The organism is Pandoraea terrigena (genome assembly GCF_902459705.1).
Lineage (GTDB): Bacteria > Pseudomonadota > Gammaproteobacteria > Burkholderiales > Burkholderiaceae > Pandoraea > Pandoraea terrigena.
Window position 1 is genome coordinate 1 of the sequence record NZ_CABPRU010000006.1, and the last position, 24,338, is coordinate 24,338.

Here is a 24,338-nt window from a genome sequence, read left to right on the forward strand (position 1 = left end):
CGGGCTTTCCAGCCCGTCGCCTCCACCGCTTCGCCGCTTGCGCTGCGTCGCCGTCGTTGCGAGAGACGGAATATTAGTGAAAACCCCGTATCCTGGCAAGCCCTTTGTGAAAATAATTTGAAAAAAGCCGGAATCGGCCAAAAAATGCCTGCCCCGTGGGCGAGGTCCGGTTCCGCGATCCCCAACCACACGGTGGCAGGTTCGCTCGCTTCCGGCACGCCACTGCGGTGCAATCGACGAAATCGCCCATGCTCGCCGCACGCTTGCTTATATGGAAGGGCGGCACAGGATCGAAGTCTCTTCCCTCCCCCTATATATAAAGCGTGCGATGTTCCAATCCCGCGTCATCCGGTCGCCGTGCCTCGACGCGTCACCACGCCTGATCGCGCGTCTCCCGCTCGCGCTCGTCATCGCCCCCAGCCCGGTGCGGCGCGTCTCATTCGGCAGCACCTTACGCGCAAGCCTGCGTCATCGACCGGCGCGACGCCGTCCTCGGCTCGTTCAATCCGGACCCGCGCGCCGTACGTCTGAATACCGAATTGGCGATCCTGATCCACAGCCCCCGATGTTGCCGAACGCATGGCGCGGATTTTCGAGCGGACAACGTCACCACGTGCCAGTTTTCGCATCCCGTCGGCGCCCGCCGACCCCGACGTGCCACCGCAGATCACCCCACCAACCCTGCCGGCGTTGCGCAGGGTTGGCGGGGCGAACGGCCAGTCGCGTACCTTCGACGTCGCCCCCTATGCGTCGTTCTGGCGCAATGCGCTGGCGGGTGCCTTCACGCTGCGGCCGAGCGATGACCGGCGCTGAACCGTGCGGCCCCGCGAATACCTGAACCGTGCCGGCGCCGGTCCACGCTCCGGTCTGACGTCGATGCGCCGCGAAACACGCCCGTCGGGCGCAGCGCCGCCTCCGCCTTCACACCGTCACACGCTCACCGTCACCAAGGCCTCCTGTCTGCCCGGCGCACACTTGACGTCCGCCAGGACCGAAAGACGGCATGCGCAAGCCTCACACCGCGTACGTCATGCCAATCCGGCCTCGCGTCGCAAACGCACCGCCGAACGGGTTGCGTCGCGAACGACCTCGCCAACGTCAAACGTGAGGAAGCGGCCACCTTGCCGCAGAATGCGACCGTCCACGATCACCGTATCGACGTTCTCCGGCTGCGCGGAATACACCAGCGAATTGAACGGGTCGAATACGGGGGCGATGTCCAGGTCATCCATGCGAACAAGCACGATGTCGGCCCGTTTGCCCGGGGAGAGGGACCCGGTGCGATCGGCGAGATTGAGCGTTCTCGCGCCTTCAATGGTTGCAAGTTCCACCAATCGGCGCGGCGAGAGTTTGACGTTCGTATCGCTTCTCGACTTGTGTGCCCACAGCAGCGCGCGCATTTCGTTGAAGAAGTTGGCGTTGGCCGATGCCGCCGACGAATCGGTCGAGAGCCCCATTTGCGCGTGAAGCGCTTCCATTTCCGCGAATTGGGTATAACCGCTTCGCACCGTGGAATACTGCAGCTCGATGGCGGGCGCAATGCTGATTCGCACGTTCGATGCCGCGAGCGTCTGACGTTCCGCCGCCGTGAACCCTTGAGGATGCACCAGCAGCAGATCGGAATTCAGCCATCGATGCCTGGCCATCACGTCGATAATGCCGTGCGTCTGATTTCCGTAATGCAGTGTGTAAGGCAGTTGCATGGCCTGCGCATGCGCCATCGACGTGCTGAGGTCGTCAAGGACACTGGCGCGCATCGAACCATCCTTCTGCGTCACCGGCGCGACGACGACGCCCAACGTCAGGCGCGGACGCTTCGGCAATATCACCTGTCGGACTCGCTCGACATCCTGCCAATCCATGGGCTGCGAAGACGGCTCACCGAAGCGGCCGTAGGAGAATCGGGCACGCACGCCAAGGTCCTCCAGCGCCTGTAGATCCGCCTGCGCATGCGCCGGCGAGCGCACGTTGTGACAGAAGTCGTGCACCGTGGTAATGCCCGACATCAGGTTTTGCGCCAATCCGAATCGCACCGAATGGTAGATATCCTCCGGCGTCATGACGGCGCCGGCCCGGGCCTTGCTCGGAAAATAACCGAATGTCGGATCGTCGCCGCGCAGGGAGCCGCGCAGCAGGCTCGTCCACATGTGCTGATGCGTGTCCACGAACCCCGGCATGACAATCGTTCGGCTCGCGTCGACAATTCGCACGTTCGGCAAATCGAGGCGGGCGGCAACGGCGACGATGGCGCCGCCCCTCACGTGCACGTCGCCCACGGGAAATTCGCCAAGCGCCGGGTCCATCGTCAACACGTACCCCCCGCGCAAGATGAACTCGTCGCGCTCGGGCTGGGCACGCCAGGCATGCCCCTGCGCCGCCGCCGACACCGGCGCCAGCAGCGCGGGGACCATCATGCTGCCGGCAACGGCGCCGCAGGCTTTGAGAAGACTGCGCCGGTTTCGCTGCATCTCGTTTTTCATATCGGAACTCCTTGGGGGCGACAACGCGTCAAAAGGTGTGCTGGATGCTGACGGTACTCACGAACTGGTGATCACCGCTCGCGGGGCCGATCGACGCGTTCACCTGCGCCTTCGCACCGTTGCCTGAGGCGATTTGCAGTGCAGCGTCGACATACACCGTCGTGCGTTTCGACAGCCGGTAGCCGACAAGGGACGTGAGTTGATTGGCACGGTTGTCGTTCAGTTGTGCGTTGCCGCGCATGTGCGTATAGGTCGCGCTCGCATACCACGCCGCGCTGAAGTCGTACCCCACACTGACGTCAAAAGCGTTGATCTGCGCCCCGGTCGCGGTGTTCCGGGAGATCGTGGCGAGCGCCGAGATCAACACCTTGTCGAATCCGTAGCGGACGCCGAGCCCGATGTTGCGGATGCCATCGTTGCCGTTGTTCGTTTGCGGCGACTTGACCATCGTGTACGCCGCACCGATACCCGCATTCGCGTACTCATAGTTGATGCCGAAACTGCTGGCCGAGGATTTGCCAAAACTTCCGGGCGCGCCGCCGAAGCCGTACATCGCGCCGAACGTCAGGCCGGAGAAATCGGCGCTCTTGAACTTGACCGTGTTGGCGATCGCCTCGCCATTCACGCGATCGAAGTCGAATGAACCCTGCGCGGAATAGGACACACCGAACTTCGCGAACGGCCCTTGGTGCGCGGCGTAAGCTCCCTCGAAGAAGCTGCCCGGGTAGCGGTTCAGCGTCAGGCTGTCGAACATGAAGTCGCGCTGATTCCCGAGGGTCAGCGTGCCGTATCGATTCGCCAGTCCGACATACGATTCGCGGGAAAACAGACTGCCCGGACCACCGAACACGTTGCCGTTGACAATGCTGAATAGCGAACCGAGATAAAACACGGCTCGGTTGCCGCCGCCAAGGTCTTCGGTGCCGCGAACGATCAGGGCGTTCGGCCGCAGAACACCGGGGTTTGCGGTGACGGCGGCCCCCCCGCCAACGTTGCTCGAATAGCCCACGCCGGCGCCCAGCAGGCCGCTGATCTCGACGTTGCTCTGCGCCTGCGCCGGGTTGGCGAGGGCGCCGCCCAGCAGGCCCGCGGTGATGAATGAACGTACCCAAATGCCGTGGTGATTCACGTTGTCTCCCTGAATTATTGAACCGGATGCGTGGCAAGGACAGGTTTTGCGCGGCGTGTTGCCCGATAGGGTCAGCCGCTTCGCATCCGTCGCATCCCCGAGTCGTGTTCGGGAGACGTGAATACGATTATTTTTTATGCCTATATAATTGACACTTAAACTTATTGAACAGAACGGCAGGGCCTCTGCCACCTGTGCCCGACACCGTATGGGGTGTCTGGCAGGCCAGTGTAGGTTCAGGCAAGCACCGGAAAGGTGAATTCTTGGAATCAGCCATCAACCATTGGTTGACGCACGGCTGGCGCAGTCGGTGGCGCCGATGAGGGGGCGGACAGCACGAGAGCTGTGGGCTCGCGACGTTGGGAGCGAGGCCGTCGCCTCGTTGCCGATAACGCGTTGATGGAGGTCGAAAATGAATGCCAGAACCGGTCAGGCGCCGCCGTCGCGCCTCAAGCTCAAATACCTGCAGGCCGTCGCAGTGCTCGATGAAACGCACAGCCTGACGAAGGCCGCCGATCGCCTGAATCTCACACGCGCGGCACTTTCCAAGACCCTGGCTGCGCTCGAAGACCTACTGGGGGTGAAGCTCTACGAGCGCACCGCGTCCGGCATGGTGCCAACGACGTTCGGCCGAACACTGGCCCGTCACGCGCGCATGATTCTTGGCAATCTTCGCTCGGCCGAGGATGAACTCCGAGACCTGATGAATGAGCACCGCGAGAGCCTTGTCGTCGGCGCCCTGTTCATCGCCATGCCTCAACTGCTGCCGCAGGCGATCGCGTTGATGGCCGAATCCCATCCCCGTTGCGTCATTACCGTGCGCGAGAGTGGTTCGTTCGGGCTGGCCGCGGGGCTTCACGATGGCAGCTTCGATCTGGTCGTGGGACGTCTGGTGCCCGAGTACTTTCGCAGCGCCGTCGAACTGGAGCCGCTTTTCGAAGAGGACCTGCTCGTCATTTGCCGTCGCGGCCACCCGCTTGCGGATATGCCGACGCCAGGTTGGCGAGACGTTGCCGACTATCCCTGGCTGCTCCCCCCGAAAGAATCCCCGATCAGCCATGCGCTTCAATCGCAATTTCTTGCGGGCGGCGTTCCGGGGCCGGGCGTGATCGTCGAGGCGTTTTCCATCCCCCTCGCGCTCGGGATGCTGCAAACCTGCGACGCGATCACCGTGCTGCCGAGCCGCCTCGCCCATGCACTGCGCGACAAGGGAGACGTCACTATCTTGCCTTTGCGCCCGCCACCGCTGCCCGCGCCGATGGGTGTGGCATGGCGTAAGGGCGATCCCTTGCCACCACTCGCCACGGCATTTGTCGATGCATTGAAGCGATGCGCCTCGGCAGCGCCGCGCTGAGGCGGCTTTCCGGCAATACCGGCGGCGCCGCAAGGTACCGGCTCGGCGCGCCAGCGCATCCGCCCGCCTTCAGCGCGCCGCAAATCCCGAATCCGCCGCACCCATACTCTGCGACAAACAGTCTCCGCCTTCTCATGGAAAACATTTATTGACCGACCGGCCGGTCGGTTTATAATGCGTTCCATATCCCCACATGCCGCGGAGACCTTCCTTTATGTATACGTATACGCAAGCCATCGATCTGGCCGGCAACAGCCCCAAGGGCGTGCGCGCCCTGAGCGAGGCGGAGCAGCAGCAGCAAGCCCGCTTCGACGCCCGCGTCGCCGCCGATCAGAAGATCGAGCCGCAGGATTACATGCCCGCCGAGTACCGCAAGACACTCGTGCGCCAGATCTCGCAGCACGCGCACTCGGAAGTCGTCGGCATGCTGCCGGAAGGCAACTGGATCTCGCGTGCGCCCAGCCTCAAGCGCAAGGCCATCCTGCTCGCCAAGGTGCAGGACGAAGCCGGCCACGGCCTCTACCTGTATTCCGCCGCCGAAACGCTCGGCTCGTCGCGCGACCAGATGATCGACGCGCTGCACTCGGGCAAGGCCAAGTACTCCAGCATCTTCAATTACCCGACGCTCACCTGGGCCGATGTCGGCGTGATCGGCTGGCTCGTCGACGGCGCCGCCATCATGAACCAGGTGCCGCTGTGCCGCTGCTCGTACGGACCGTACGCGCGCGCCATGATCCGCGTGTGCAAGGAAGAGTCGTTCCACCAGCGTCAGGGCTTCGACGCCCTGCTCTCGATGATGAGCGGCACCCAAGCCCAGCGCGACATGGTCCAGGAGGCGGTGAACCGCTGGTGGTGGCCGGTGCTGATGATGTTCGGCCCGAGCGACAAGGACTCGATCCACAGCGCGCAAACCATGCAATGGGGCATCAAGCGCATCTCGAACGACGACCTGCGCCAGAAATTCGTCGACGCCGCCGTTGAACAGGCCAAGGTGCTCGGCGTGACCTTCCCCGACCCCGACCTGAAGTGGAACGAGGCCCGCAAGGCACACGACTACGGCGAGATCGACTGGAGCGAATTCTGGCGTGTGGTCGGCGGTGACGGCCCGTGCAACAAGGAACGTGTCGGCACGCGCGTGGCCGCCCACGAAAAAGGCACCTGGGTGCGCGACGCCGCCCTGGCGCACGCCGCAAAGCAGCGCCAACGCGCCGAGAAACGGGCCGCCTGAGCGGCACGCGCCGCAACAGGCAGCCCCCTCACAAGACATCAGGAACGATCATGACGCAAGCAAGCAACAAGGAATGGCCCCTCTGGGAAGTGTTCGTGCGCAGCAAGATGGGCCTCGAACACAAGCACTGCGGCAGCCTGCACGCCGCCGACGCCGAGATGGCGTTGCACATGGCACGCGACGTCTACACGCGCCGCCAGGAAGGCGTGAGCCTCTGGGTCGTGCCGTCCGCCGCCATCACGGCATCGGCCCCCGAAGACAAGGCCGAGTTGTTCGATCCGGCCGCCGACAAGATCTACCGTCATCCGACCTTCTACCAGTTGCCGGAAGAAGTGAACCACATGTAAGCGGCAGCGCGCCGAGGTGATCGGTGCGCCCCATGCGAGACCCCAGAACATGAAACCGACGCAGGAACATCTGTCCTATCTGCTGCGCCTCGCCGACAACGCGCTGATCCTCGGTCAGCGCAATGCGGAATGGTGTGGTCACGGCCCCGTGCTGGAAGAAGACATCGCGCTCACCAACCTGAGCCTCGATCTCATCGGCCAGGCACGCATGCTGTATCAGCAAGCCGCCAAGATCGACACCGCGCTGACCGGCATTGCCAAGCAGGAGGACGACTACGCCTTCTGGCGCGACGAATTCGCGTTCCGCAACTGGACGCTGGTCGAACTGCCCCACTATGGCCCGACCGCCGGCACGACCGCCGCGGAGCGCGACTACGCCGTGACCATCGTGCGTAACTTCCTCTACTCGGCCCTGATGGTCGAAGTGTGGCAAGCCCTCACGCAATCGACGGATCCGGATCTCGCCGCCATCGCCGCCAAGTCGGTCAAGGAAGCGCATTACCACCTGCACCATGCCCGCGACTGGCTGGTGCGCTTCGGCGACGGTACCGAGGAATCGCATCTCCGCGCCCAGGCCGCGCTCGACTACCTGATGCCGTACATGAACGAGATCTTCAAGCCGGACGCGCTCGAAGACGCCGTGGCCGCAGCCGGCACCGGTGTCACGATGGCCAGCCTGAAGGACACGTGGCAAGCCACGGTGAGCGACGCGCTGCAAGAAGCGACGCTTGACGCACCGGTCGGCGGCGCGTTCGAGAGCACGGGCAAGTTCGGCTATCACTCCGAGCACATGGGTTATCTGCTCGGCGAGATGCAGGGGCTGGCTCGCCAGCATCCCGGCGCGACCTGGTAAGCCACCGTCCGCCACGCACGTCCATGCCTACGATGAATCCGTTCGCCACCCCGGTTGCCGCTCATTTCGCCGATACAACCATGAATCTGCCGCTCACTCCCCCCGTGGCGCCCGACGTGCTCACGCCGGCCTCGGAGGCGTCGCTGCCGCTCGCATGGCAGACGCTCGAAGCGGTGCCCGATCCGGAGATTCCGGTCGTGTCGATCCGGGAACTCGGCATCCTGCGCGACGTGCGCGTCGTCACGAACGCCAGCGGCACGGCATTCGAGATCGTGATTACGCCAACGTACTCGGGTTGCCCGGCGATGCAACAGATCGCCGAGGACATCGACGCGGCCATGACGCGCGCGGGTCTCGGCCCGTGGCACATCACGACGGTGCTCGCCCCCGCCTGGACGACGGACTGGATCAGCCCCGAGGCACGCGAAAAGCTGCGCGGCTACGGCATCGCGCCGCCCACGGGCACGCACGCCGTGGCCGCCGACGCGCCGCGCAAGATCACGTTCTACGGCCGGCCGAAAGATGGCGTGACGTGCCCGCATTGCGGGTCCACCGAGACCGAAGTGGTATCGGCGTTCGGTTCGACCGCCTGCAAGGCGCATTACCGTTGCCGCACGTGCCGAGAGCCGTTCGACTATTTCAAGCCCTATTGATTGACCCGATTGATCCCGCTTCGCGCGTAGCGATGCCGACACTTTGCCCGGCGGCAACCGCACCCGGGCAGCAAGGAAGCCCACGATGACGACCCCGCAATTCCATTCGCTGACCATCCGCGAAATCCGGCCCGAGACCACCGACGCCATCTCCATCGCCTTCACGGTGCCGGACGCGTTGCGCGACGCCTATCGCTTCACGCAAGGCCAGTTCCTCACGCTCAAGACCGAGATCGACGGCGAAGAAGCCCGCCGCTCCTACTCGATCTGCGTCGGGGTGCCCGACTATGACGCCACGGGCGAACTGCGCGTGGGCATCAAGCGCGTGCCGGGCGGCAAGTTCTCGAACTTCGCGAATGACCAGTTGAAGCCGGGGCAGCAGATCGACGTGATGACGCCGGATGGCCGCTTCTTTACACGTCTGTCGGCCGATCACGCGAAGCACTATGTCGGCTTCGCCGGCGGTTCGGGCATCACGCCGATGCTCGCGCTCATCAAGACGACGCTGGCCGCCGAGCCGCACAGCCAGTTCACTCTGGTCTACGGCAATCGCGCGGTGCCCGCGATCATGTTCGCCGAGGCGCTCGAAGACCTGAAGAACACGTATCTGGGCCGCCTGCGCCTGTATCACGTGCTCTCGGACGAAGCCCAGGAAGTAGAGTTGTTCAACGGCCTGCTCGATCAGGACAAGTGCACGGCTTTCCTCGAGACGCTGATTCCGGCATCGAGCATCGACGAAGCGTTCATCTGCGGCCCGGGTCCGATGATGGACGCTGCCGAAGCCGCGCTCCATGCCGCTGGCGTGGCCAAGGAAAAGATTCACGTCGAACGGTTCGGCGTGCCGACGCCGCAAGTCGCTGCGAAGCCGGTCGTGATCACGGACGATACGCCGATGGCGGAGCTGGTCGTTGTCATGGACGGCAAGGAGCGTCGTCTGCGCCAGCCGTACGAAGGCCAGAGCATTCTGGATACGGGCCTTGCCGCCGGTCTGGCGCTACCCTACGCCTGCAAGGGCGGCGTGTGCTGCACGTGCCGCGCCAAGGTGCTCGAGGGCGAAGTGGCGATGGACAAGAACTACACGCTGGAAGACTACGAAGTCGAGCAGGGTTTCGTGTTGACGTGCCAGGCGCGGCCCCTCACGGAGCGCGTCGTGGTGAGCTACGACGAACGTTGAACGTGCGTTGCGCGGGCGTTGAGCGGTTCGCTCGCCCGCGTCGCACCCACGGTGCCGGCGAGTCGAACGCCTGTTTGCCAAGTCGTGTCGCAAGTCGTGCGAACATCACGTCAACGCGGCGGGAACAGGCGCGAAATCCCGCCAATGTCCCGATTATTTCCGGCGTGACGGGAGCGTCAACCCGAGGTTGCGGGAATACCGTAAACTAGCGGGCATGAATACCTTCCATGTCGTCTGTGGCGATATCGCCGCGCAGCAGTTGCGCGCGGCGATGGCGCAAGCGCAACGCGCCGACCCCGTGCTTGTCCTGCGTGACGATCTGGCCATTGGCCCGCTGCGCGAGATCGATGAGAACGAGCGGCAACGGGCGGCATTCTGGCAACGCGTGCACCCGGGCGCCGGACGCGACTACGCGGAAGAACTGCGTGAGGAACTGGTGTCGCTGCAACGTCTGGTCGAAGGCGACAGTGCGGTGGTCTGCTGGCATGGTGACAGTGCCTCGGACCAGCTCACGCTGCGGCGCGTGGCCTTCATGTTGCGCAACACGCCCGCACGCCTGAACGAGATCGTCCTGCGCGGCAGCGATCTGGCGATGCCCGGCACACCGCAGGACGCCACGCGGCGCACCAGCGTCGGCATGTACGCGCCGGAGGTGCTGGCCGACCGATTCACACGCATCGCCCCGATCTCGCTGTTGCGCATTGGCCGTTTGTCACTGGAATGGCGCGCGCTCAAGCAAGTGAACACGCAGGTGCGCCGCTGGGTGAACAACACGTTCGAAGGCGCGACGTTCGCTGAAATCGATGACCAGATTCTCGCCATGGCGCCCGTCGACTGGACGCCGATGGCTGCCTTTCTCGGCGAGGCGATGCCCCGTATCGAAGGCTTTTTTGCGACCGACAGTTTTCTGCTGTGGCGCTGCCGCGAGCTCGGCGCGGCAGGCCGGCTCGCGTTGCGCGGCGACACCACGGCGCCCGCCGCGTGCGATCTACGACTGGAGTAACCCCCGTTTATGGCACGTACCAAAGCGCCCGATCACGAATCGCAGCGCGAACAGATTCTCGATGTCGCTGCCGAAGCGTTCGCCCACGCGAGCTATCCGAGCACGTCGATGTCCGAGTTGGCCGCTGCGTGCGGCACGTCGAAGGCCCGGCTGTATCACTATTACGCCAGCAAGGACGCCATCCTGTTCGATCTGCTCGAGCGCTACACCAAGCGCCTGATGCTGATCGTCACCGAGGTCGAGGCGCTCGGCCAACGGCGCGGGCTGTCCGAACGCGATACGTTCCACGAGTTGATCCGGGCCTTTCTCGACGAGTACGAGACGTCGCAAACGCGTCATATCGCGCTGCTCAACGACGTGAAGTTCCTCAACGACGAACAACGTGAGATCGTGCTTAATCGTCAACGCGACGTGGTAGGGGCGTTTGCCCGCCAACTCTCGCGTGCGTTCCCTGATCGGGTCGCCAAGCACAACCAGACCGCGCTCACGATGATGCTGTTCGGCATGATCAACTGGACCTTCACCTGGCTCAAGCCAGGTGGCCGCATGCGGTATCGCGATTTCGCCAACGAAGTGATCGCCGTGCTTGAACACGGGCTCGTCGCTCCGCTGCCTGGCGGCATCGAACCTGCGATTCCGGCGACAATGCCATCGCGCACGCAGTAAGCGGTCACTCACTCGCAACAAGGGCGATACTTCGCCCTTTTTTGTTGCCTCGCAGCAACTTCGTGCCGGGCGCCATCAGAGGTGACATCGAGGAATGACGCGGATCTTCAGGGACTTAGACATTTCCCTCCAGACTCATCCGCCAGAAACTAGGGTTTTTACCTATCCAATCGGGTATAATTCTTTTGCGTCGCACAATTCAGTGCACGCACGAAAGCATACTCAAGGATTGCGTCATGACTGCCCCGAACCCCACGCCCGACGTCGCACGCGCGACGGTTGCCGCCAACGAGCGGTCGAGCGTGCTGATTCGTGAGCTGACCTCGGGCGACATCCACCGACTCCAGCGCCACTTCCTGGCGCTCGGCGAAGAAGACCGCCTGCTGCGTTTCGGCCAGGCCGTCAGCGACGACGTCATCACCCGCTATGTCGCCAGCCTCGACTTCTCACGCGATAGCATCTTCGGCGTCTACGACGACAATCTCGCCCTCGTTGCGGTCGCTCACGTTGCGCGTCTGCCGGAAGGCAAGAACGGACGCGTCGCGGAATTCGGCGTTTCGGTGCTCGAATCGGCCCGTGGTCGCGGTATCGGCTCACGCCTGTTCGAACGTGCCACGATCCACTGCCGCAACCAGCGCGTCGACACACTGTACATGCACTGCCTCTCGCGCAATGCTCGTATGATGCGCATCGCGAAGAAGGCCGGCATGGAGATCAACTACGCGTACGGCGAGGCCGACGGTTACCTGAGCCTGCCTCCCGCCGACCCGCAGTCGATGCTCGCGGAAATGATGCAAGAGCAGGTCGCTGCCTTCGACTACGCAGTCAAGCGTCAACTTCGCACCACCCGACGTCTGTTCGGCGCCCTGTTGCCGAATCAGCGCGCGGCCTGAGCGGCGGTCACGGCTCACCGACAAAACAAACCCGGCTGGATTGGCCGGGTTTTTTGTCTGCGTCAGAATAACGACTGAGACCGATTCACGGTAGCGGAAGCGCTGTCGTCTCCTTGAGCTGATCGAGGACGAAACTCGTTTTGACGTCGACGACGCTCGGATGCACGAGCAACTGCGCCTGCATGAAGCGCGAGAAGTGCGCCATGTCGCGCACGTGCACGCGCAGCAGGTAATCCATGTCCCCTGCCATCGCGTAGCAACCAACGACCTCCGTCCAGGTGTCGACCACGGCGCGGAAGTGTTCGATGACCGAGCCACCCTGCCCGTCGCCCGGATGCCGCTTGTCGAGCCGCACGTTGACGTACGCCAGCAGGCCGAGGCCGATGCGCGTTGGCTCCAGTAAGGCAACGTAGCCGCGAATGACGCCCGCTTCCTCCAGGCGCCGGATGCGACGCAGGCACGGGCTCGGCGAGAGTCTCACCTGCTCCGCGATTTCGAGATTGGACAGCCGGCCATTGCTTTGCAGCAAGGCGAGAATTCGGCGATCAATCTTGTCCAGTTCGAGTTTTGGCACATGACTCCCCATAATCGCTAATTATTCGCAACATTATTGCGCAGATTCCTGATTTTCAGAAATCTTTGTCCCTGATTCGGCAGTTCCAAGAGATTACAGCAAAGGGGCTCGGGACAAAAAAAAGCGCCACCGGGTAGGGTGGCGCCTTGGGGTGTCGGGAGGAGGAAGCGTGCCACCGGCGAGGCGACGCCCCCAAGAGGGATCGAGGCCGCCTCAGCGACGCTGGAATTCCCGCGGATCGATCGTGCGCTGGTCGAGCGGGCCTTCGTAACGCTGCGGCGACTGCGTCGTGCGCTGCTGCGTGATCGGGGTAGGTTCGGCCGTCTTGTCGCGCGCCATTTCGTCGGCGCGAGCGACGCTCACTTCCAGGGTCAGAAACGAAGCGGAAACCAGCAGGAATTTGGCGATGTTTCGTTGATTCACAGTGACTCCTTCTTACGTGTTGCGGCATTGCAGGGCGCACCGACGGTGCGCAAAGTACGTCCCCAACGTGTCTGTCGGGTAAGGCATTAGTCACCATTCTGCCCGCGCCGTTCCGCCTCGCCGCCAACCGTTACACGTTGTTACCCTCGCGTCAGAAAGGACCGACAAGCGTACGGTTGCCGACATCATCACGGCACATTGGCGGCACTTGATGTGAAATCCGAAAACCGCCGTGTATCGCGATATCGCGCCGGCGAACGAGATGAGGGACGACACGCCCAGTTTCGCGACGAGGGTATACGCCAGCCACATGACGTTTACGTAAACGTCATAATGCTCGCTATACTTCGCTGGATCGGTCACTGATGAGACGTCACCGTACCCGTCAGGCAACGCCATGACACCGGTGCTACCATAAGTTCGACTGGTAAGCGCATTACGATAAAAGGCCCCGCTCGCCGGGGTGACATCACGCAAGTGAGCACCCTGGTACGCGCTAGTCAGAGGCCGGCATTCACCACTGCCGTCCTGCTTCACGAGAGCGGGAGGGGCAGGAAGTTTTGGCGATCCCAAAATCCGTGAGAGTGAGGAGCACACCCCATGAACGCCCCCGTCAATCCGAGCTTGCTGGCCGCACTGGAATCGGTCACGCTCGACGACAAATATACGCTCGAGCGCGGTCGCGCTTACATGAGCGGCATTCAGGCCCTGGTTCGGCTGCCGATGTTGCAGCAGGCGCGCGATGCGGCCGCCGGGCTCAACACCGCCGGCTTCATTTCGGGCTATCGCGGCTCGCCGCTGGGCGGCCTGGACCTGTCGCTATGGAAGGCGAAACAGCATCTGGCGAGCCATCACGTCGTGTTTCAGCCCGGCCTGAACGAAGACCTCGCCGCCACCGCCGTGTGGGGCTCGCAGCAGGTCAACCTGTACCCTGCCAAGTATGACGGCGTGTTCTCGATGTGGTACGGCAAGGGTCCCGGTGTCGACCGCTCCATGGACGTGCTCAAGCACGGCAACTCGGCCGGCTCGTCGAAGCACGGCGGCGTGCTGGTGCTCGCGGGTGACGACCACGCGGCAAAATCCTCCACGCTCGCGCACCAGTCCGAACACGACTTCAAGGCGGCCGGCATTCCCGTACTGTATCCGTCGAACGTCCAGGAGTATCTCGATTACGGCCTGCATGGCTGGGCAATGAGCCGCTACTCGGGCCTGTGGGTCGCGATGAAATGCGTGACGGACGTGGTCGAATCGTCGGCCTCGGTGATGCTCGATCCGCACAACGTCGACATCCGCCTGCCGGACGACTTCATCATGCCGCCCGACGGCCTGAACATCCGCTGGCCCGATCCGCCGCTGGTGCAGGAAGCGCGTTTGCTCGACTACAAGTGGTACGCGGGCCTCGCGTACGTGCGCGCCAACAAGCTCGATCGCGTGATGATCGATTCGCCCCATGCCCGCTTCGGCATCATGACCGGCGGCAAGGCGTATCTCGATGTCTGTCAGGCACTCGCCGATCTGGGGCTGGACGAAGCGACGTGCCAGCGCATCGGTATTCGTCTGTACAAGGTCGGTTGTGTGTGGCCGCTCGAAGCGCAGGGGGCGCGCGCGTTCGCACAGGGGCTTCAGGAGATTCTCGTGGTCGAGGAAAAGCGCCAGATCCTCGAATACGCGATCAAGGAAGAGTTGTACAACTGGCGCGATGACGTACGCCCCCGCGTGTACGGCAAGTTCGACGAAAAGGATGGTGCCGGCGGCGAATGGTCGGTGCCGATGGCCAACTGGCTGCTGCCCGCCCACTACGAACTCTCGCCCGCGCTGATCGCCAAGGCGATTGCCACGCGCCTGGAAAAGTTCGAGTTGCCGAGCGACGTGCGCGAGCGCATCGCCGCCCGTCTGCGCGTGATCGACGCGAAGGAGCAAGCCCTCGCCAAGCCGCGCGTGGCGGTCGAGCGCAAGCCGTGGTTCTGTTCGGGCTGTCCGCACAACACATCGACCAATGTGCCCGAAGGCTCGCGCGCCATCGCCGGCATCGGTTGTCACTACATGACCGTGTGGATGGATCGGCGCACCGACACGTTCTCGCAAATGGGCGGGGAAGGCGTGCCATGGATCGGTCAGGCGCCGTTCTCGTGCGACGAGCATATTTTCGCCAACCTGGGTGACGGCACGTACTTCCACTCGGGTCTGCTCGCGATTCGCGCGGCGATCTCGTCGAAGGTCAACATCACCTACAAGATTCTGTACAACGATGCGGTCGCCATGACCGGCGGCCAGCCCGTCGACGGCACGCTGAGCGTGCCGCAGATCGTGGCACAGGTCGACGCCGAAGGCGCGGCGAAGATCGTCATCGTGACGGACGAACCCGAGAAGTACGACGGCGTGAAGCTCGTCGGCGAGGTGCCGGTCTACCACCGCAATGACCTCGACCGCGTGCAGCGCGAACTGCGGCTCGTCAAGGGCACGTCGATCCTGATCTATGACCAGACGTGCGCGACCGAGAAGCGCCGCCGTCGCAAACGCGGCGCCTACCCCGATCCGGCAAAGCGCGTAGTGATCAACGAAGCAGTCTGCGAAGGTTGCGGTGATTGCTCCGTGAAGTCGAACTGCCTGTCGGTCGAGCCGCTGGAGACCGAATTCGGCACGAAGCGTCAGATCAATCAGTCGACGTGCAACAAGGACTACTCGTGCCTGAACGGCTTCTGCCCGAGCTTCGTGACGGTCGAAGGCGGTCGGTTGCGCAAGCCCGAGACGGCACAGGTCGACAGCAGCGAGCTGCCGCCATTGCCGGAACCCGCGCTGCCCGCCATCACACGTCCGTACGGCATTCTCGTCACGGGGGTGGGCGGCACGGGCGTGGTCACCATTGGCGCGCTGCTCGGCATGGCCGCGCACCTTGAAAACAAGGGCGTTACCACGCTCGATGTGACCGGCCTCGCCCAGAAGGGCGGCGCGGTCACGAGCCACGTGCAGATCGCGCTGCAGCCGGAGGACATCCACGCCACGCGCATCGCCATGGGCGACGCGCGTGTGGTGATCGGCTGCGACGCCATCACGACCGCGAGCGACGACACGCTCTCGCGCGTGCAGCACGGGGTGACGAACATCGTGGTCAACAGCGCCCACACGCCGACAGCGGAGTTCATCCGCAATCCGAACTGGCGCTTCCCCGGCACGAGCACGGAGCACGACATTCGCGCGGCGGCCGGTGAGCATGTCGATTTCGTCGACGCCAATCACCTCTCGCTGCGACTGCTCGGCGACACGATCTACACGAACCCTTTCGTGTTGGGCTACGCATGGCAGAAAGGCTGGGTGCCGCTTTCGTACGCGGCGCTCACGCGCGCCATCGAACTCAACGGCGTGGCGATCGAGAAGAACAAGCAGGCGTTTGAATGGGGACGTCGTACCGCACACGACCTGGCGAGCGTGCGCAAGCTTGCACAACAGAACGAGGCGCCCGAGCCGGCAGCCACCGGCGGCAAGCTGATCACGCTGCACACGCCGCGCGCACTCGACAGGTTGATCGAACGCCGCTATGACCAACTCGTGGCGTATCAGGATCGCGCCTACGCCGAGCGCTTCAAGCAGACGGTGGATCGCGTGCGCACGGCCGAGGCCGCGCTGACGCCCGAGGGCATGCCGATGCCACTCACCGAAGCGGTCGCGCGGGCACTCTACAAACTCATGGCCTACAAGGACGAGTACGAAGTGGCGCGCCTGTACACCGACCCGGCGTTCATGAAGAAGCTCAACGAGCAGTTCGAAGGCGACTTCACGCTGCGCTTCCACCTGGCGCCGCCGTCGCTGGCCAAGCACGACGACAAGGGTCACCTCATCAAGCAGGCCTACGGTGCGTGGATGATGAAGGCGTTCGGCGTGCTCGCCAGATTCAAGGGGCTGCGCGGCGGGCCGTTCGATATCTTCGGCCGGACGCAGGAGCGTCGCACGGAGCGCGCCCTGATCGGCGAGTACGAGACGCTGGTCAACGAGGTCTTGTCGCGCCTGAGCGAGCACAACCTGTCGCTGGCCGTGCAATTGGCGGAACTGCCGCAGGAGATTCGCGGCTTCGGGCACGTCAAGGAGCAGAACCTCGCCGCCACACGCATCAAGTGGACGAAGTTGCTCACGCAGCTCCGCGAGGGCGATTCGCATCGCGCGGCGGCTTGACTCGCTGACGCATCGGCCGTCACCTTCAGTCCAACAAAAATCCCGCCAGCGCGTACGCGTCTGGCGGGATTTTTTTAGGCGCTATCGCACCGTCGGCGCACAGGCACACCGCGACATCTGCGGCGGCACATCCATCCCAACACTCAACGGATGACGTTAGCCGCAGCCACGGCCGCCATGTTGATGATACGGCGCACCGTCGCGGCCGGTGTCAGGATGTGAGCCGGCTTGGCGCAGCCGAGCAGGAACGGGCCGACCGTCACGCCTTCGCCGCCCGTCATCTTGAGCAGGTTGTACGTGATGTTCGCCGCTTCCACGTTCGGCATGACCAGCAGGTTCGCTTCACCGGACAGACGTGACGCCGGATACGCGGCACGCCGCACTGTCTCCGACAACGCGGCGTCGCCGTGCATTTCGCCGTCGACTTCCAGTGAAGGCGCACGCTTGGTCAGCAGTTCGCAGGCGCGGGCCATGCGTTGCGCCGAGGCCGACTTCACGCTGCCGAAGTTCGAGTTCGAGAGCAGCGCCACCTTCGGGGCAATGCCGAAGCGCTCGATCTCCTTGGCGGCGAGTACGGTCATCTCGGCCAGTTGCTCCGCAGTCGGCGTCTCGTTGACGTACGTATCGCTGATGAACAGGTTGCGCTTCTCGAGCATCAGCAGGTTCATCGCCGCGTAGGTCTCGACGCCGGCGGCGCGGCCGAGCACCTGATCGATCACATCCAGATGGCGTTGGTACGTATCGATCATGCCGCAGATCATGCCGTCGGCTTCACCGAGATGCACGAGGATCGCGCCAATCAACGTGTTGTCCTTGCGCATCGCCGCCTTGGCGACTTCCGGCGTCACACCGTGACGTGCGCCCAGGTCGTGATATGCCTGCCAGCAACGCTGATAACGCACATCGTCTTCCGGGTTCACGATCTCGAAGTCGACACCCGGCTTGAGCTTCGAGCCGATCTTGTGCAGGCGCATTTCCACCACGGCCGGACGACCGATGATGATCGGACGCGCGATGCGCTCGGTCAGCACAAACTGGGCGGCGCGCAGCACGCGCTCGTCTTCGCCTTCGGCGAACACGATGCGCGCGGCATCCTTGCCGAAGCGGGCACGGGCGGCGGCGAACACCGGACGCATGATGAAGCCGGTGCGATACACGGTCGTGCCGAGTTGTTCGCGGTAGGCGTCCATGTCGGCGATCGGACGCGTGGCCACGCCCGAATCCATCGCGGCTTGCGCCACGGCCGGTGCGATCTTGATGATCAGGCGCGGATCGAACGGCTTCGGAATGATGTATTCCGGTCCGAATTCCAGCGACTGGCCTTCATAGGCGCGCGCAACTTCTTCGCTCTGCTCTTCTTCCTGCGCCAGCTCGGCGATGGCACGCACGGTGGCGAGCTTCATCGCTTCGGTGATGGTGGTGGCACCGACGTCGAGCGCACCGCGGAAGATGAACGGGAAGCACAGCACGTTGTTGACCTGGTTCGGGTAGTCCGAACGGCCGGTCGCGATGATGCAGTCCGGACGCGCGGCCTTCGCGACTTCCGGGCGGATTTCCGGCTCGGGGTTGGCGAGCGCGAGAATCAGCGGCTTCGGCCCCATCGTCTTGACCATGTCGCCGGTCAGCACGCCGGCGGCCGAGCAGCCGAGGAAGACGTCGGCGCCGTTGCTCGCGTCGGCCAGCGTACGGGCTTCGGTCGCCACGGCGTAGCGCGCCTTGCTCTCGTCGAGCTTGCCGCGGCCGGTGTGGATCACGCCCTTCGAATCGACAACGAGAATGTTCTCCTTCTTCAGGCCGAGGTTCACCAGCAGGTCCAGACAGGCGATGGCGGCAGCGCCCGCGCCCGAGCACACCAGCTTGACGCGACCAATGTCCTTGCCCACGACCTTCAGGCCGTTGAGGATGGCAGCCGAGGCAATGATGGCGGTGCCGTGCTGATCGTCGTGGAAGACGGGGATCTTCATGCGCTCGCGCAGCTTCTTCTCGATGTAGAAGCACTCGGGCGCCTTGATGTCTTCAAGGTTGATGCCGCCGAGCGTCGGCTCGAGCATGGCAATCGCTTCGACGAGCTTGTCCGGGTCGTGCTCGGCGAGTTCGATGTCGAATACGTCGATACCAGCGAATTTCTTGAACAGGCAACCCTTGCCTTCCATCACCGGCTTGGCGGCGAGCGGACCGATGTTGCCCAGGCCGAGCACGGCGGTGCCGTTGGTGATCACACCGACGAGGTTGCTGCGCGACGTGTAGCGATTGACAGCGAGCGGATCTTCGGCAATCGCCTCGCAAGCGTAGGCCACGCCGGGGGAGTAGGCCAGCGACAGATCGATCTGGTTCGACAACGGCTTGGTCGGCGTCACCGAGATTTTGCCCGGACGCGGATGCTCGTGGTACGCCAGGGCGCTTTGTTTCAGTTGTTCATCCATATCTCGATACCTAAGGACAGGGCGACGGTCGGGTCCGTGCCGCATGCGGGCAGCGCGTGGACTCAGCCGTCTTTTGACGGATCACGGCAGGGGAAGCGCCAACCGGAGGGATTCGGCGATTGTGTCGTCGACGGGGCGCTTCACCGCGCGGCGGCGTGATGGCCGCCGCGCCTCCCCCGATCCTGCATGCTGCGCTCGCGCGCATCGGACCGTGGGGCTTGCGGTGCGCCGGACGCACCGCAGGACGCAAAGTGTACACCTTGCGCCGAAAGCCACACGCCGCCCCCGCGTGCGGCGTGGCGGGCAAAATACCGCCCTTACTGAAGCGCTTCGCCGCGACGCTCCGGAATCAGGAACAGCGTGGCGAGAATGTCGAGCACGTAAATGCCGGCGAGGAAGACGAGCGCCAGCTTGAACGAATAGGCGGCGGCCAGCGCACCGACCGTGAGCGGCCCGAAACCGCCGACGGCGCGGCCGATGTTGAACAGCACATTCTGCGCCGTGGCGCGCGCTGCCGTTGGGTACAGCTCCGAGATCAGCGCGCCGTAGCCGCCGATCATGCCGTTCACGAACATGCCCATCACCGCACCGCCGATCAGCAGCGAAAACGGCGACTGCAACTGCGCGTAGATGAACACCATCACGACCGCGCCGATCTGGTAGCCAATGAACGTCGGGCGGCGGCCGAAGCGATCGGCCAGACGGCCGAACAGCCAGATACCGAACGCCATGCCGAGCACGGTCACCGCCGTCCACATGGCCGACTTGGTGAGGGAGTAACCGAAAGCCTTCGACAGATACGAGGGCATCCAGATCATCAGGCCGTAGTAGCCGAAGTTCTGCACCGAGCACAGGATCGCCACACCGAGGCTCGCGCGCGTGGTCGCACCGTCCTTGACCAGCAGCTTGAGCGGCGCGTGTTCGCGCGGCTGTTGCTGTTGCGCGAGGAACATCTCGGGTTCGCCGAGCGTGCGACGCATGATGAACGACACGACCGCCGGCAGCAGGCCGACCGCGAACATGCCGCGCCAGCCGATGAGCGGCAGCAGCAACGGGGTGAGCAACGCGGCGGCAAGCACCCCGGCCTGCCATCCCAGCCCCACGAACGACGACGCCCGCGCCCGACGTGCCGGCGCACACGCCTCCGCCGCAAGCGCCATGCCGATGCCGAACTCGCCGCCCAGACCGATGCCGGCAATCGTGCGGTAGGCCAGCAGATCCCAATAACCCCGTGCGAGTGAACACAGCCCAGTGAACACCGCGAACAGCAAAATCGTCCACGACAGCACGCGCACGCGACCATAGCGATCGGAGAGCATGCCGAACACGATGCCCCCGATGACCGCGCCCACGAGTGTCCAGGTGACGAGCGCACCCGATTGCGCGCCGGTGAGCGAGAGATCGGTCGCAATGGCCGGCAGGATGAAGCCGAGGATCAGCAGATCGAAACCGTCCATGGCGTAGCCGATGGCCGAGGCCCACAGGGCACGGTTTGCGTAGGCGGTGTCTTGCGGCGCGGCCGTAGCGGTGAGCGCGGGCGAGGAATCGTTAGGCATGAGCACGTCCATCGGGTTTGCGTTTTCGGCGTGAGTGTATGCCTGTCAGTCAACCTCGGCAACTGTCTCTTTTTTTGGACTCATCTGTCGAAGGCAGCCTTCAATATGCGCCGTGCGCGCACATCACGCGTGTCTTCGCGGCGAAATATATACGCTGAGTGCATAATTGACCGCGCATCTGCTGAAACTTATGGCATAATTCGCGCTTAAGCGCCGGTCGGTCGTTGCAAGATGTGCCGACCCGCCGCCTTAGACGGCGTCCTGCCGCAGCACCCTGCGCGCGACGGCATCACGCCGACTCACCCATGACTCCTGGCTGCGCGCCGCACGGCGGGCAGCTACGCTTAGGAACCGCATCATGATTGGCATCGACCGCCAGGCGATTTCCGACATCACCGCCAAGATTCTGCTCGAAGTGGGCGCGGTGCATTTCAACGCCGAGAAGCCTTACATCTTCACGTCGGGCTGGGCCAGCCCGGTGTACACCGACTGCCGCAAGCTGATCTCGTACCCGCGCGTGCGCCGTACGCTGATGGACTTCGCCGAGGCCGTCATCATTCAAGACGTTGGCTGCGAGCAGTTCGACACGGTCGCTGGTGGTGAGACCGCGGGCATTCCGTTCGCCGCCTGGATCGCCGACAAGCTGATGCTGCCGATGCAGTACGTGCGCAAGAAACCGAAGGGTTTCGGCCGCAATGCGCAGATCGAAGGCGATCTGCCGGAAGGCTCGCGCGTGCTGCTCGTCGAAGACCTGACGACCGATGGCCGCAGCAAGATCAACTTCTGCAAGGCGCTGCGCGACGCCGGTGCGAAGGTCAACCACGTGTTCGTGGTCTTCCACTACGACATCTTCCCGGAGAGCCGTCAGGTGCTCAAGGACATCGATGTCGAGCTGCACTCGCTCGCCACGTGGTGGGACGTGCTGCGTGTTGCCAAGCAGCAGAACCACTTCGACACGAAGACGCTCGACGAAGTCGAGAAATTCCTGCACGCACCGGCCGAGTGGTCGGGCGCGCACGGCGGCGCCACGTCGTTCCCGAAGGACTGAGTTCCGTGGCAATGCCTGTAGTATTCGCTTGAGAGGCGAGAGCGGCCGGCCTGAAAAGGTCGGCCGTTTTATTTCCGCATCCCCTCGGCAGAGGAGTTACTCATGTTTGCGTCGGTCTTCGCCATCAGCATCGGGGCAGCGTTAGGCGCGCTATTGCGCTGGACACTGAGCGTACAGCTCAATGCGATCTTGCCGACGCTCCCGCTCGGCACGCTCGTCGCCAATCTCGTTGGCGGCTATCTGATCGGCGTCGCCGTCGCACTCTTCAGCCACTTTCCGTCGGTCCCCGTCGAGTGGCGACTGTTGATCGTCACCGGTTTTCTCGGCGGCCTTACCACCTTCTCCACCTTCTCGGCCGAAGTCGCCACCCTGCTACGCGAAGGGCAACTGGGCTGGGCATCGCTTACCGTGGCGGTTCACGTGGGAGGCTCGCTTGTCATGACCCTGCTCGGCATGGTCAGCGTCACGCTGTTGTTGCAGTGGCTGCGCCCGGTCGTCTGAGCGCCCATGACGACGGGTTTCGCCCCCATGTCAGGGCAGCAGCATCACGAGCTTGACGTCGTCGTGCCCCGACAGGCGAAACGTGACCTGCGCGAAGTCGATATCGCCACGCGCCGGGTGATGAAAACCGCGCCGACCGCCTTCGCGTTCGACGACATCCTGCTGCGACCAGAGCGCGGCGAACCGGCGGCTGTCACGCTGTAATTCGTCCGTCAGGGCACGCACGGGCGTGTCGTCGAGATACGCACTGCATTCGGCGCGAAACTCCGCCACGACACGTCGCGCTCGGCGCTCCCAATCCTGGATCAACGTTGGCGCGCCCGCATCGAGAAAGATGTACCGCAGCAGGTTCTTTGCGCCCGGGGCATCGAGCCAGCCGTGGAAGATGTCGGCCGCGGCCTCGTTCCAGGCGAGAACGTCCCAGCACCGGTCGAGCGCGTAGGCCGGGGCCGCCACGGCAGCGACGGCCGCGTGCACCTGCGCCGACGCATGGTGTGGCAACGGCGCGGCACCGCGCTCGGGATCGCGCTTGCCCGCCAGATCGAACAGATAGGCCCGTTCGGCACGCGATAGCCGCAGCGCGCCGGCCACGGCCGCCAGCGCGCCCGCCGAGATCGACACGTCGCGCGCCTGCTCGATCCAGGTGTACCAGGTGGCCGACAAGCCGCACAACTGCGCCACTTCCTCGCGCCGCAATCCCGGCGTGCGACGCCGCCCCATCAGCGGCAGTCCGGCCGCCGACGGGGTTAGCCGCTCGCGATGCGCGCGCAGGAAGTCGCCTAACGCGCGACGCTGACGCGCGTCGTCGCCGTGAAGCACCGATGCGTCCGAAGCCACGCCGGACGTCGCAATGGGGGTAGTTTTCATACCAGAATAAATAGGTAACTTGTACCGGTATCGACGAGCCATTATCGTGAGACTTACCGACATCGCGCAAGCGCCCCGGCAGGCCGACGTCCTACCGATCACCCCCTGCCCCACCCACGAAGGAGACTCACCGTGAGCGAAACCCCACCATCCGCTTCCCATCCGGGTTCGTCCAGCGCCCCTGAGGCGATGCAGGACACCCATCATGCCCATAACGCCGTCGTCACCGGCCAGTTCGGCCCGCAGGCTTCCGCCTATCTGACGAGTGCCAACCACGCGCAAGGGGCCGATCTGGAGCAACTCGCCGCGATCGCCCGTGCGCATCCGGGGGCTCAGGTGCTCGACTTGGGGTGCGGCGCGGGGCACGTGAGCTTCTTCGCGGCACCCCACGTGGCGCGCGTGGTCGCTTACGATCTGTCAGCCGACATGCTCGGCGTGGTCGCAGGCGAGGCGACCAAGCGCGGACTGACGAATGTCGTCACCCAGCTTGGTGCGGCCGAATCGCTGCCGTTCGCCGATGCCAGTTTCGATCTTGTCTTCAGTCGCTACAGCGCGCATCACTGGGCCGACGTGGGCGCGGCACTGCGTGAAATGCGTCGTGTGCTCAAACCGGGCGGGCGCATCGCGATCTGCGACGTCGCCTCCACCGGTCGGCCGCTGTTCGACACGTATCTGCAAGCGGTCGAAGTGCTGCGCGATACGTCGCATGTGCGCAACTATGCCGCGGGCGAATGGCTGACCATGGCCGCGGGGGCGGGATTGTCGCTGGCATCGCTCACGCTGCGCACGCTCGATCTCGACTTCACGACGTGGACCACGCGCATGCGCACGCCGGCGCCGATGCAGGTGGCCATTCGCGCGCTGCAAACGGCAATGGCCGACGACGTGCGTCGACATTTCCGGATCCAGGACGACGGCTCGTTCACGCTCGACACACTGACGCTCGAACTGGTCGTGGGTTAAGCGCGACGAGGTCGAGGAGGGCGGGCGTGCCTGCCT

21 protein-coding genes are annotated in these 24,338 nt (G+C 64.1%); 14 read left to right on the forward strand and 7 right to left on the reverse strand.

What is annotated here, in order from left to right:
• The first annotated feature begins 579 nt into the window (after nt 1–579).
• Nucleotides 580–813 (forward strand): hypothetical protein, encoded by a 234-nt coding sequence (locus tag PTE31013_RS13835; RefSeq protein ID WP_150613384.1) that lies wholly within the window; start codon nt 580–582, stop codon nt 811–813.
• 215 nt (nt 814–1,028) lie between these two features.
• Here PTE31013_RS13835 and PTE31013_RS13840 read toward each other — a convergent pair whose 3' ends face one another.
• Both PTE31013_RS13840 and PTE31013_RS13845 read right to left on the reverse strand, forming a co-directional pair.
• Nucleotides 1,029–2,480 carry an amidohydrolase family protein gene (locus PTE31013_RS13840; RefSeq protein WP_246174525.1) on the reverse strand — a complete coding sequence of 484 codons (1,452 nt, stop codon included), beginning with the start codon at nt 2,478–2,480 and terminating at the stop codon, nt 1,029–1,031.
• A 28-nt stretch (nt 2,481–2,508) separates the two neighbouring features.
• On the reverse strand, nt 2,509–3,801 hold the full coding sequence (locus tag PTE31013_RS13845) for a porin (protein ID WP_246174526.1): 1,293 nt from the start codon (nt 3,799–3,801) through the stop codon (nt 2,509–2,511).
• Nucleotides 3,802–4,021: 220 nt separating this feature from the next.
• On the opposite strand from PTE31013_RS13845, the gene PTE31013_RS13850 reads away from it, so the two are divergent.
• The 9 genes from PTE31013_RS13850 to PTE31013_RS13890 all read left to right on the forward strand — a co-directional run bounded on the left by PTE31013_RS13850 (nt 4,022) and on the right by PTE31013_RS13890 (nt 11,780).
• On the forward strand, nt 4,022–4,963 hold the full coding sequence (locus PTE31013_RS13850) for a LysR family transcriptional regulator (protein WP_150613385.1): 942 nt from the start codon (nt 4,022–4,024) through the stop codon (nt 4,961–4,963).
• Between the two features lie 214 nt (nt 4,964–5,177).
• A complete protein-coding gene (gene paaA / locus PTE31013_RS13855) occupies nt 5,178–6,191 on the forward strand; it encodes a 1,2-phenylacetyl-CoA epoxidase subunit PaaA (RefSeq protein WP_150613386.1) in 1,014 nt (337 codons plus the stop codon).
• A 50-nt stretch (nt 6,192–6,241) separates the two neighbouring features.
• Nucleotides 6,242–6,538 (forward strand): 1,2-phenylacetyl-CoA epoxidase subunit PaaB, encoded by a 297-nt coding sequence (gene paaB, locus PTE31013_RS13860; protein ID WP_150613387.1) that lies wholly within the window; start codon nt 6,242–6,244, stop codon nt 6,536–6,538.
• 49 nt (nt 6,539–6,587) lie between these two features.
• Nucleotides 6,588–7,391 carry a 1,2-phenylacetyl-CoA epoxidase subunit PaaC gene (gene paaC, locus PTE31013_RS13865; RefSeq protein WP_150613388.1) on the forward strand — a complete coding sequence of 268 codons (804 nt, stop codon included), beginning with the start codon at nt 6,588–6,590 and terminating at the stop codon, nt 7,389–7,391.
• 80 nt (nt 7,392–7,471) lie between these two features.
• The gene (gene paaD, locus PTE31013_RS13870) at nt 7,472–8,044 is read left to right on the forward strand and encodes a 1,2-phenylacetyl-CoA epoxidase subunit PaaD (protein ID WP_246174528.1); all 573 of its coding nucleotides are present in this window, start codon (nt 7,472–7,474) and stop codon (nt 8,042–8,044) included.
• Between the two features lie 85 nt (nt 8,045–8,129).
• Nucleotides 8,130–9,218 (forward strand): 1,2-phenylacetyl-CoA epoxidase subunit PaaE, encoded by a 1,089-nt coding sequence (paaE, locus tag PTE31013_RS13875; RefSeq protein ID WP_150613390.1) that lies wholly within the window; start codon nt 8,130–8,132, stop codon nt 9,216–9,218.
• A 214-nt stretch (nt 9,219–9,432) separates the two neighbouring features.
• Complete coding sequence (locus PTE31013_RS13880) at nt 9,433–10,221, forward strand: DUF1835 domain-containing protein (RefSeq protein ID WP_150613391.1); 789 nt, start codon at nt 9,433–9,435, stop codon at nt 10,219–10,221.
• A 9-nt stretch (nt 10,222–10,230) separates the two neighbouring features.
• On the forward strand, nt 10,231–10,887 hold the full coding sequence (locus tag PTE31013_RS13885) for a TetR/AcrR family transcriptional regulator (RefSeq protein WP_150613392.1): 657 nt from the start codon (nt 10,231–10,233) through the stop codon (nt 10,885–10,887).
• Between the two features lie 236 nt (nt 10,888–11,123).
• The gene (locus PTE31013_RS13890; protein WP_150613393.1) at nt 11,124–11,780 is read left to right on the forward strand and encodes a GNAT family N-acetyltransferase; all 657 of its coding nucleotides are present in this window, start codon (nt 11,124–11,126) and stop codon (nt 11,778–11,780) included.
• Between the two features lie 85 nt (nt 11,781–11,865).
• Here PTE31013_RS13890 and PTE31013_RS13895 read toward each other — a convergent pair whose 3' ends face one another.
• Together PTE31013_RS13895 and PTE31013_RS13900 are read right to left on the reverse strand one after the other, a co-directional pair.
• Nucleotides 11,866–12,354, reverse strand: a complete 489-nt coding sequence (locus tag PTE31013_RS13895; protein ID WP_017234984.1) for an Lrp/AsnC family transcriptional regulator — start codon at nt 12,352–12,354, stop codon at nt 11,866–11,868.
• Nucleotides 12,355–12,567: 213 nt separating this feature from the next.
• On the reverse strand, nt 12,568–12,777 hold the full coding sequence (locus PTE31013_RS13900; protein WP_150613394.1) for a hypothetical protein: 210 nt from the start codon (nt 12,775–12,777) through the stop codon (nt 12,568–12,570).
• Between the two features lie 600 nt (nt 12,778–13,377).
• Here PTE31013_RS13900 and PTE31013_RS13905 point away from each other — a divergent pair.
• Nucleotides 13,378–16,944 (forward strand): indolepyruvate ferredoxin oxidoreductase family protein, encoded by a 3,567-nt coding sequence (locus PTE31013_RS13905; protein ID WP_150613395.1) that lies wholly within the window; start codon nt 13,378–13,380, stop codon nt 16,942–16,944.
• Between the two features lie 143 nt (nt 16,945–17,087).
• Here PTE31013_RS13905 and PTE31013_RS13910 read toward each other — a convergent pair whose 3' ends face one another.
• Both PTE31013_RS13910 and PTE31013_RS13915 read right to left on the reverse strand, forming a co-directional pair.
• Nucleotides 17,088–19,367, reverse strand: coding sequence for an NADP-dependent malic enzyme (locus tag PTE31013_RS13910; RefSeq protein ID WP_150613396.1), 2,280 nt, complete (start codon nt 19,365–19,367; stop codon nt 17,088–17,090).
• Nucleotides 19,368–19,684: 317 nt separating this feature from the next.
• Complete coding sequence (locus PTE31013_RS13915; protein WP_246174540.1) at nt 19,685–20,923, reverse strand: MFS transporter; 1,239 nt, start codon at nt 20,921–20,923, stop codon at nt 19,685–19,687.
• A gap of 358 nt (nt 20,924–21,281) precedes the next feature.
• Between PTE31013_RS13915 and PTE31013_RS13920 the strand changes: the two genes are divergently transcribed.
• Together PTE31013_RS13920 and crcB are read left to right on the forward strand one after the other, a co-directional pair.
• Nucleotides 21,282–21,971 carry an orotate phosphoribosyltransferase gene (locus PTE31013_RS13920; protein WP_017234978.1) on the forward strand — a complete coding sequence of 230 codons (690 nt, stop codon included), beginning with the start codon at nt 21,282–21,284 and terminating at the stop codon, nt 21,969–21,971.
• 102 nt (nt 21,972–22,073) lie between these two features.
• Nucleotides 22,074–22,472 carry a fluoride efflux transporter CrcB gene (gene crcB, locus PTE31013_RS13925; RefSeq protein WP_150613398.1) on the forward strand — a complete coding sequence of 133 codons (399 nt, stop codon included), beginning with the start codon at nt 22,074–22,076 and terminating at the stop codon, nt 22,470–22,472.
• 30 nt (nt 22,473–22,502) lie between these two features.
• Here the strand turns inward: crcB and PTE31013_RS13930 are convergent, their stop codons facing one another.
• Entirely contained in the window at nt 22,503–23,339 is an 837-nt protein-coding gene (locus tag PTE31013_RS13930; protein ID WP_246174548.1) for a helix-turn-helix transcriptional regulator, read from the reverse strand.
• A 189-nt stretch (nt 23,340–23,528) separates the two neighbouring features.
• On the opposite strand from PTE31013_RS13930, the gene PTE31013_RS13935 reads away from it, so the two are divergent.
• A complete protein-coding gene (locus tag PTE31013_RS13935) occupies nt 23,529–24,302 on the forward strand; it encodes a class I SAM-dependent methyltransferase (protein WP_174978577.1) in 774 nt (257 codons plus the stop codon).
• Nucleotides 24,303–24,338: the final 36 nt, after the last annotated feature.

Excerpts from the sequence above, each read along its gene's own strand:
- PTE31013_RS13835 (WP_150613384.1), top strand. The coding sequence starts at position 580 with ATGGCGCGGATTTTCGAGCGGACAACGTCACCACGTGCCAGTTTTCGC.
- PTE31013_RS13840 (WP_246174525.1), bottom strand. The coding sequence starts at position 2,480 with ATGAAAAACGAGATGCAGCGAAACCGGCGCAGTCTTCTCAAAGCCTGC.
- PTE31013_RS13850 (WP_150613385.1), top strand. The coding sequence starts at position 4,022 with ATGAATGCCAGAACCGGTCAGGCGCCGCCGTCGCGCCTCAAGCTCAAA.
- paaA (WP_150613386.1), top strand. The coding sequence starts at position 5,178 with ATGTATACGTATACGCAAGCCATCGATCTGGCCGGCAACAGCCCCAAG.
- paaB (WP_150613387.1), top strand. The coding sequence starts at position 6,242 with ATGACGCAAGCAAGCAACAAGGAATGGCCCCTCTGGGAAGTGTTCGTG.
- paaC (WP_150613388.1), top strand. The coding sequence starts at position 6,588 with ATGAAACCGACGCAGGAACATCTGTCCTATCTGCTGCGCCTCGCCGAC.
- paaD (WP_246174528.1), top strand. The coding sequence starts at position 7,472 with ATGAATCTGCCGCTCACTCCCCCCGTGGCGCCCGACGTGCTCACGCCG.
- paaE (WP_150613390.1), top strand. The coding sequence starts at position 8,130 with ATGACGACCCCGCAATTCCATTCGCTGACCATCCGCGAAATCCGGCCC.
- PTE31013_RS13880 (WP_150613391.1), top strand. The coding sequence starts at position 9,433 with ATGAATACCTTCCATGTCGTCTGTGGCGATATCGCCGCGCAGCAGTTG.
- PTE31013_RS13885 (WP_150613392.1), top strand. The coding sequence starts at position 10,231 with ATGGCACGTACCAAAGCGCCCGATCACGAATCGCAGCGCGAACAGATT.
- PTE31013_RS13890 (WP_150613393.1), top strand. The coding sequence starts at position 11,124 with ATGACTGCCCCGAACCCCACGCCCGACGTCGCACGCGCGACGGTTGCC.
- PTE31013_RS13905 (WP_150613395.1), top strand. The coding sequence starts at position 13,378 with ATGAACGCCCCCGTCAATCCGAGCTTGCTGGCCGCACTGGAATCGGTC.
- PTE31013_RS13910 (WP_150613396.1), bottom strand. The coding sequence starts at position 19,367 with ATGGATGAACAACTGAAACAAAGCGCCCTGGCGTACCACGAGCATCCG.
- PTE31013_RS13915 (WP_246174540.1), bottom strand. The coding sequence starts at position 20,923 with ATGCCTAACGATTCCTCGCCCGCGCTCACCGCTACGGCCGCGCCGCAA.
- PTE31013_RS13920 (WP_017234978.1), top strand. The coding sequence starts at position 21,282 with ATGATTGGCATCGACCGCCAGGCGATTTCCGACATCACCGCCAAGATT.
- crcB (WP_150613398.1), top strand. The coding sequence starts at position 22,074 with ATGTTTGCGTCGGTCTTCGCCATCAGCATCGGGGCAGCGTTAGGCGCG.
- PTE31013_RS13930 (WP_246174548.1), bottom strand. The coding sequence starts at position 23,339 with ATGAAAACTACCCCCATTGCGACGTCCGGCGTGGCTTCGGACGCATCG.
- PTE31013_RS13935 (WP_174978577.1), top strand. The coding sequence starts at position 23,529 with ATGCAGGACACCCATCATGCCCATAACGCCGTCGTCACCGGCCAGTTC.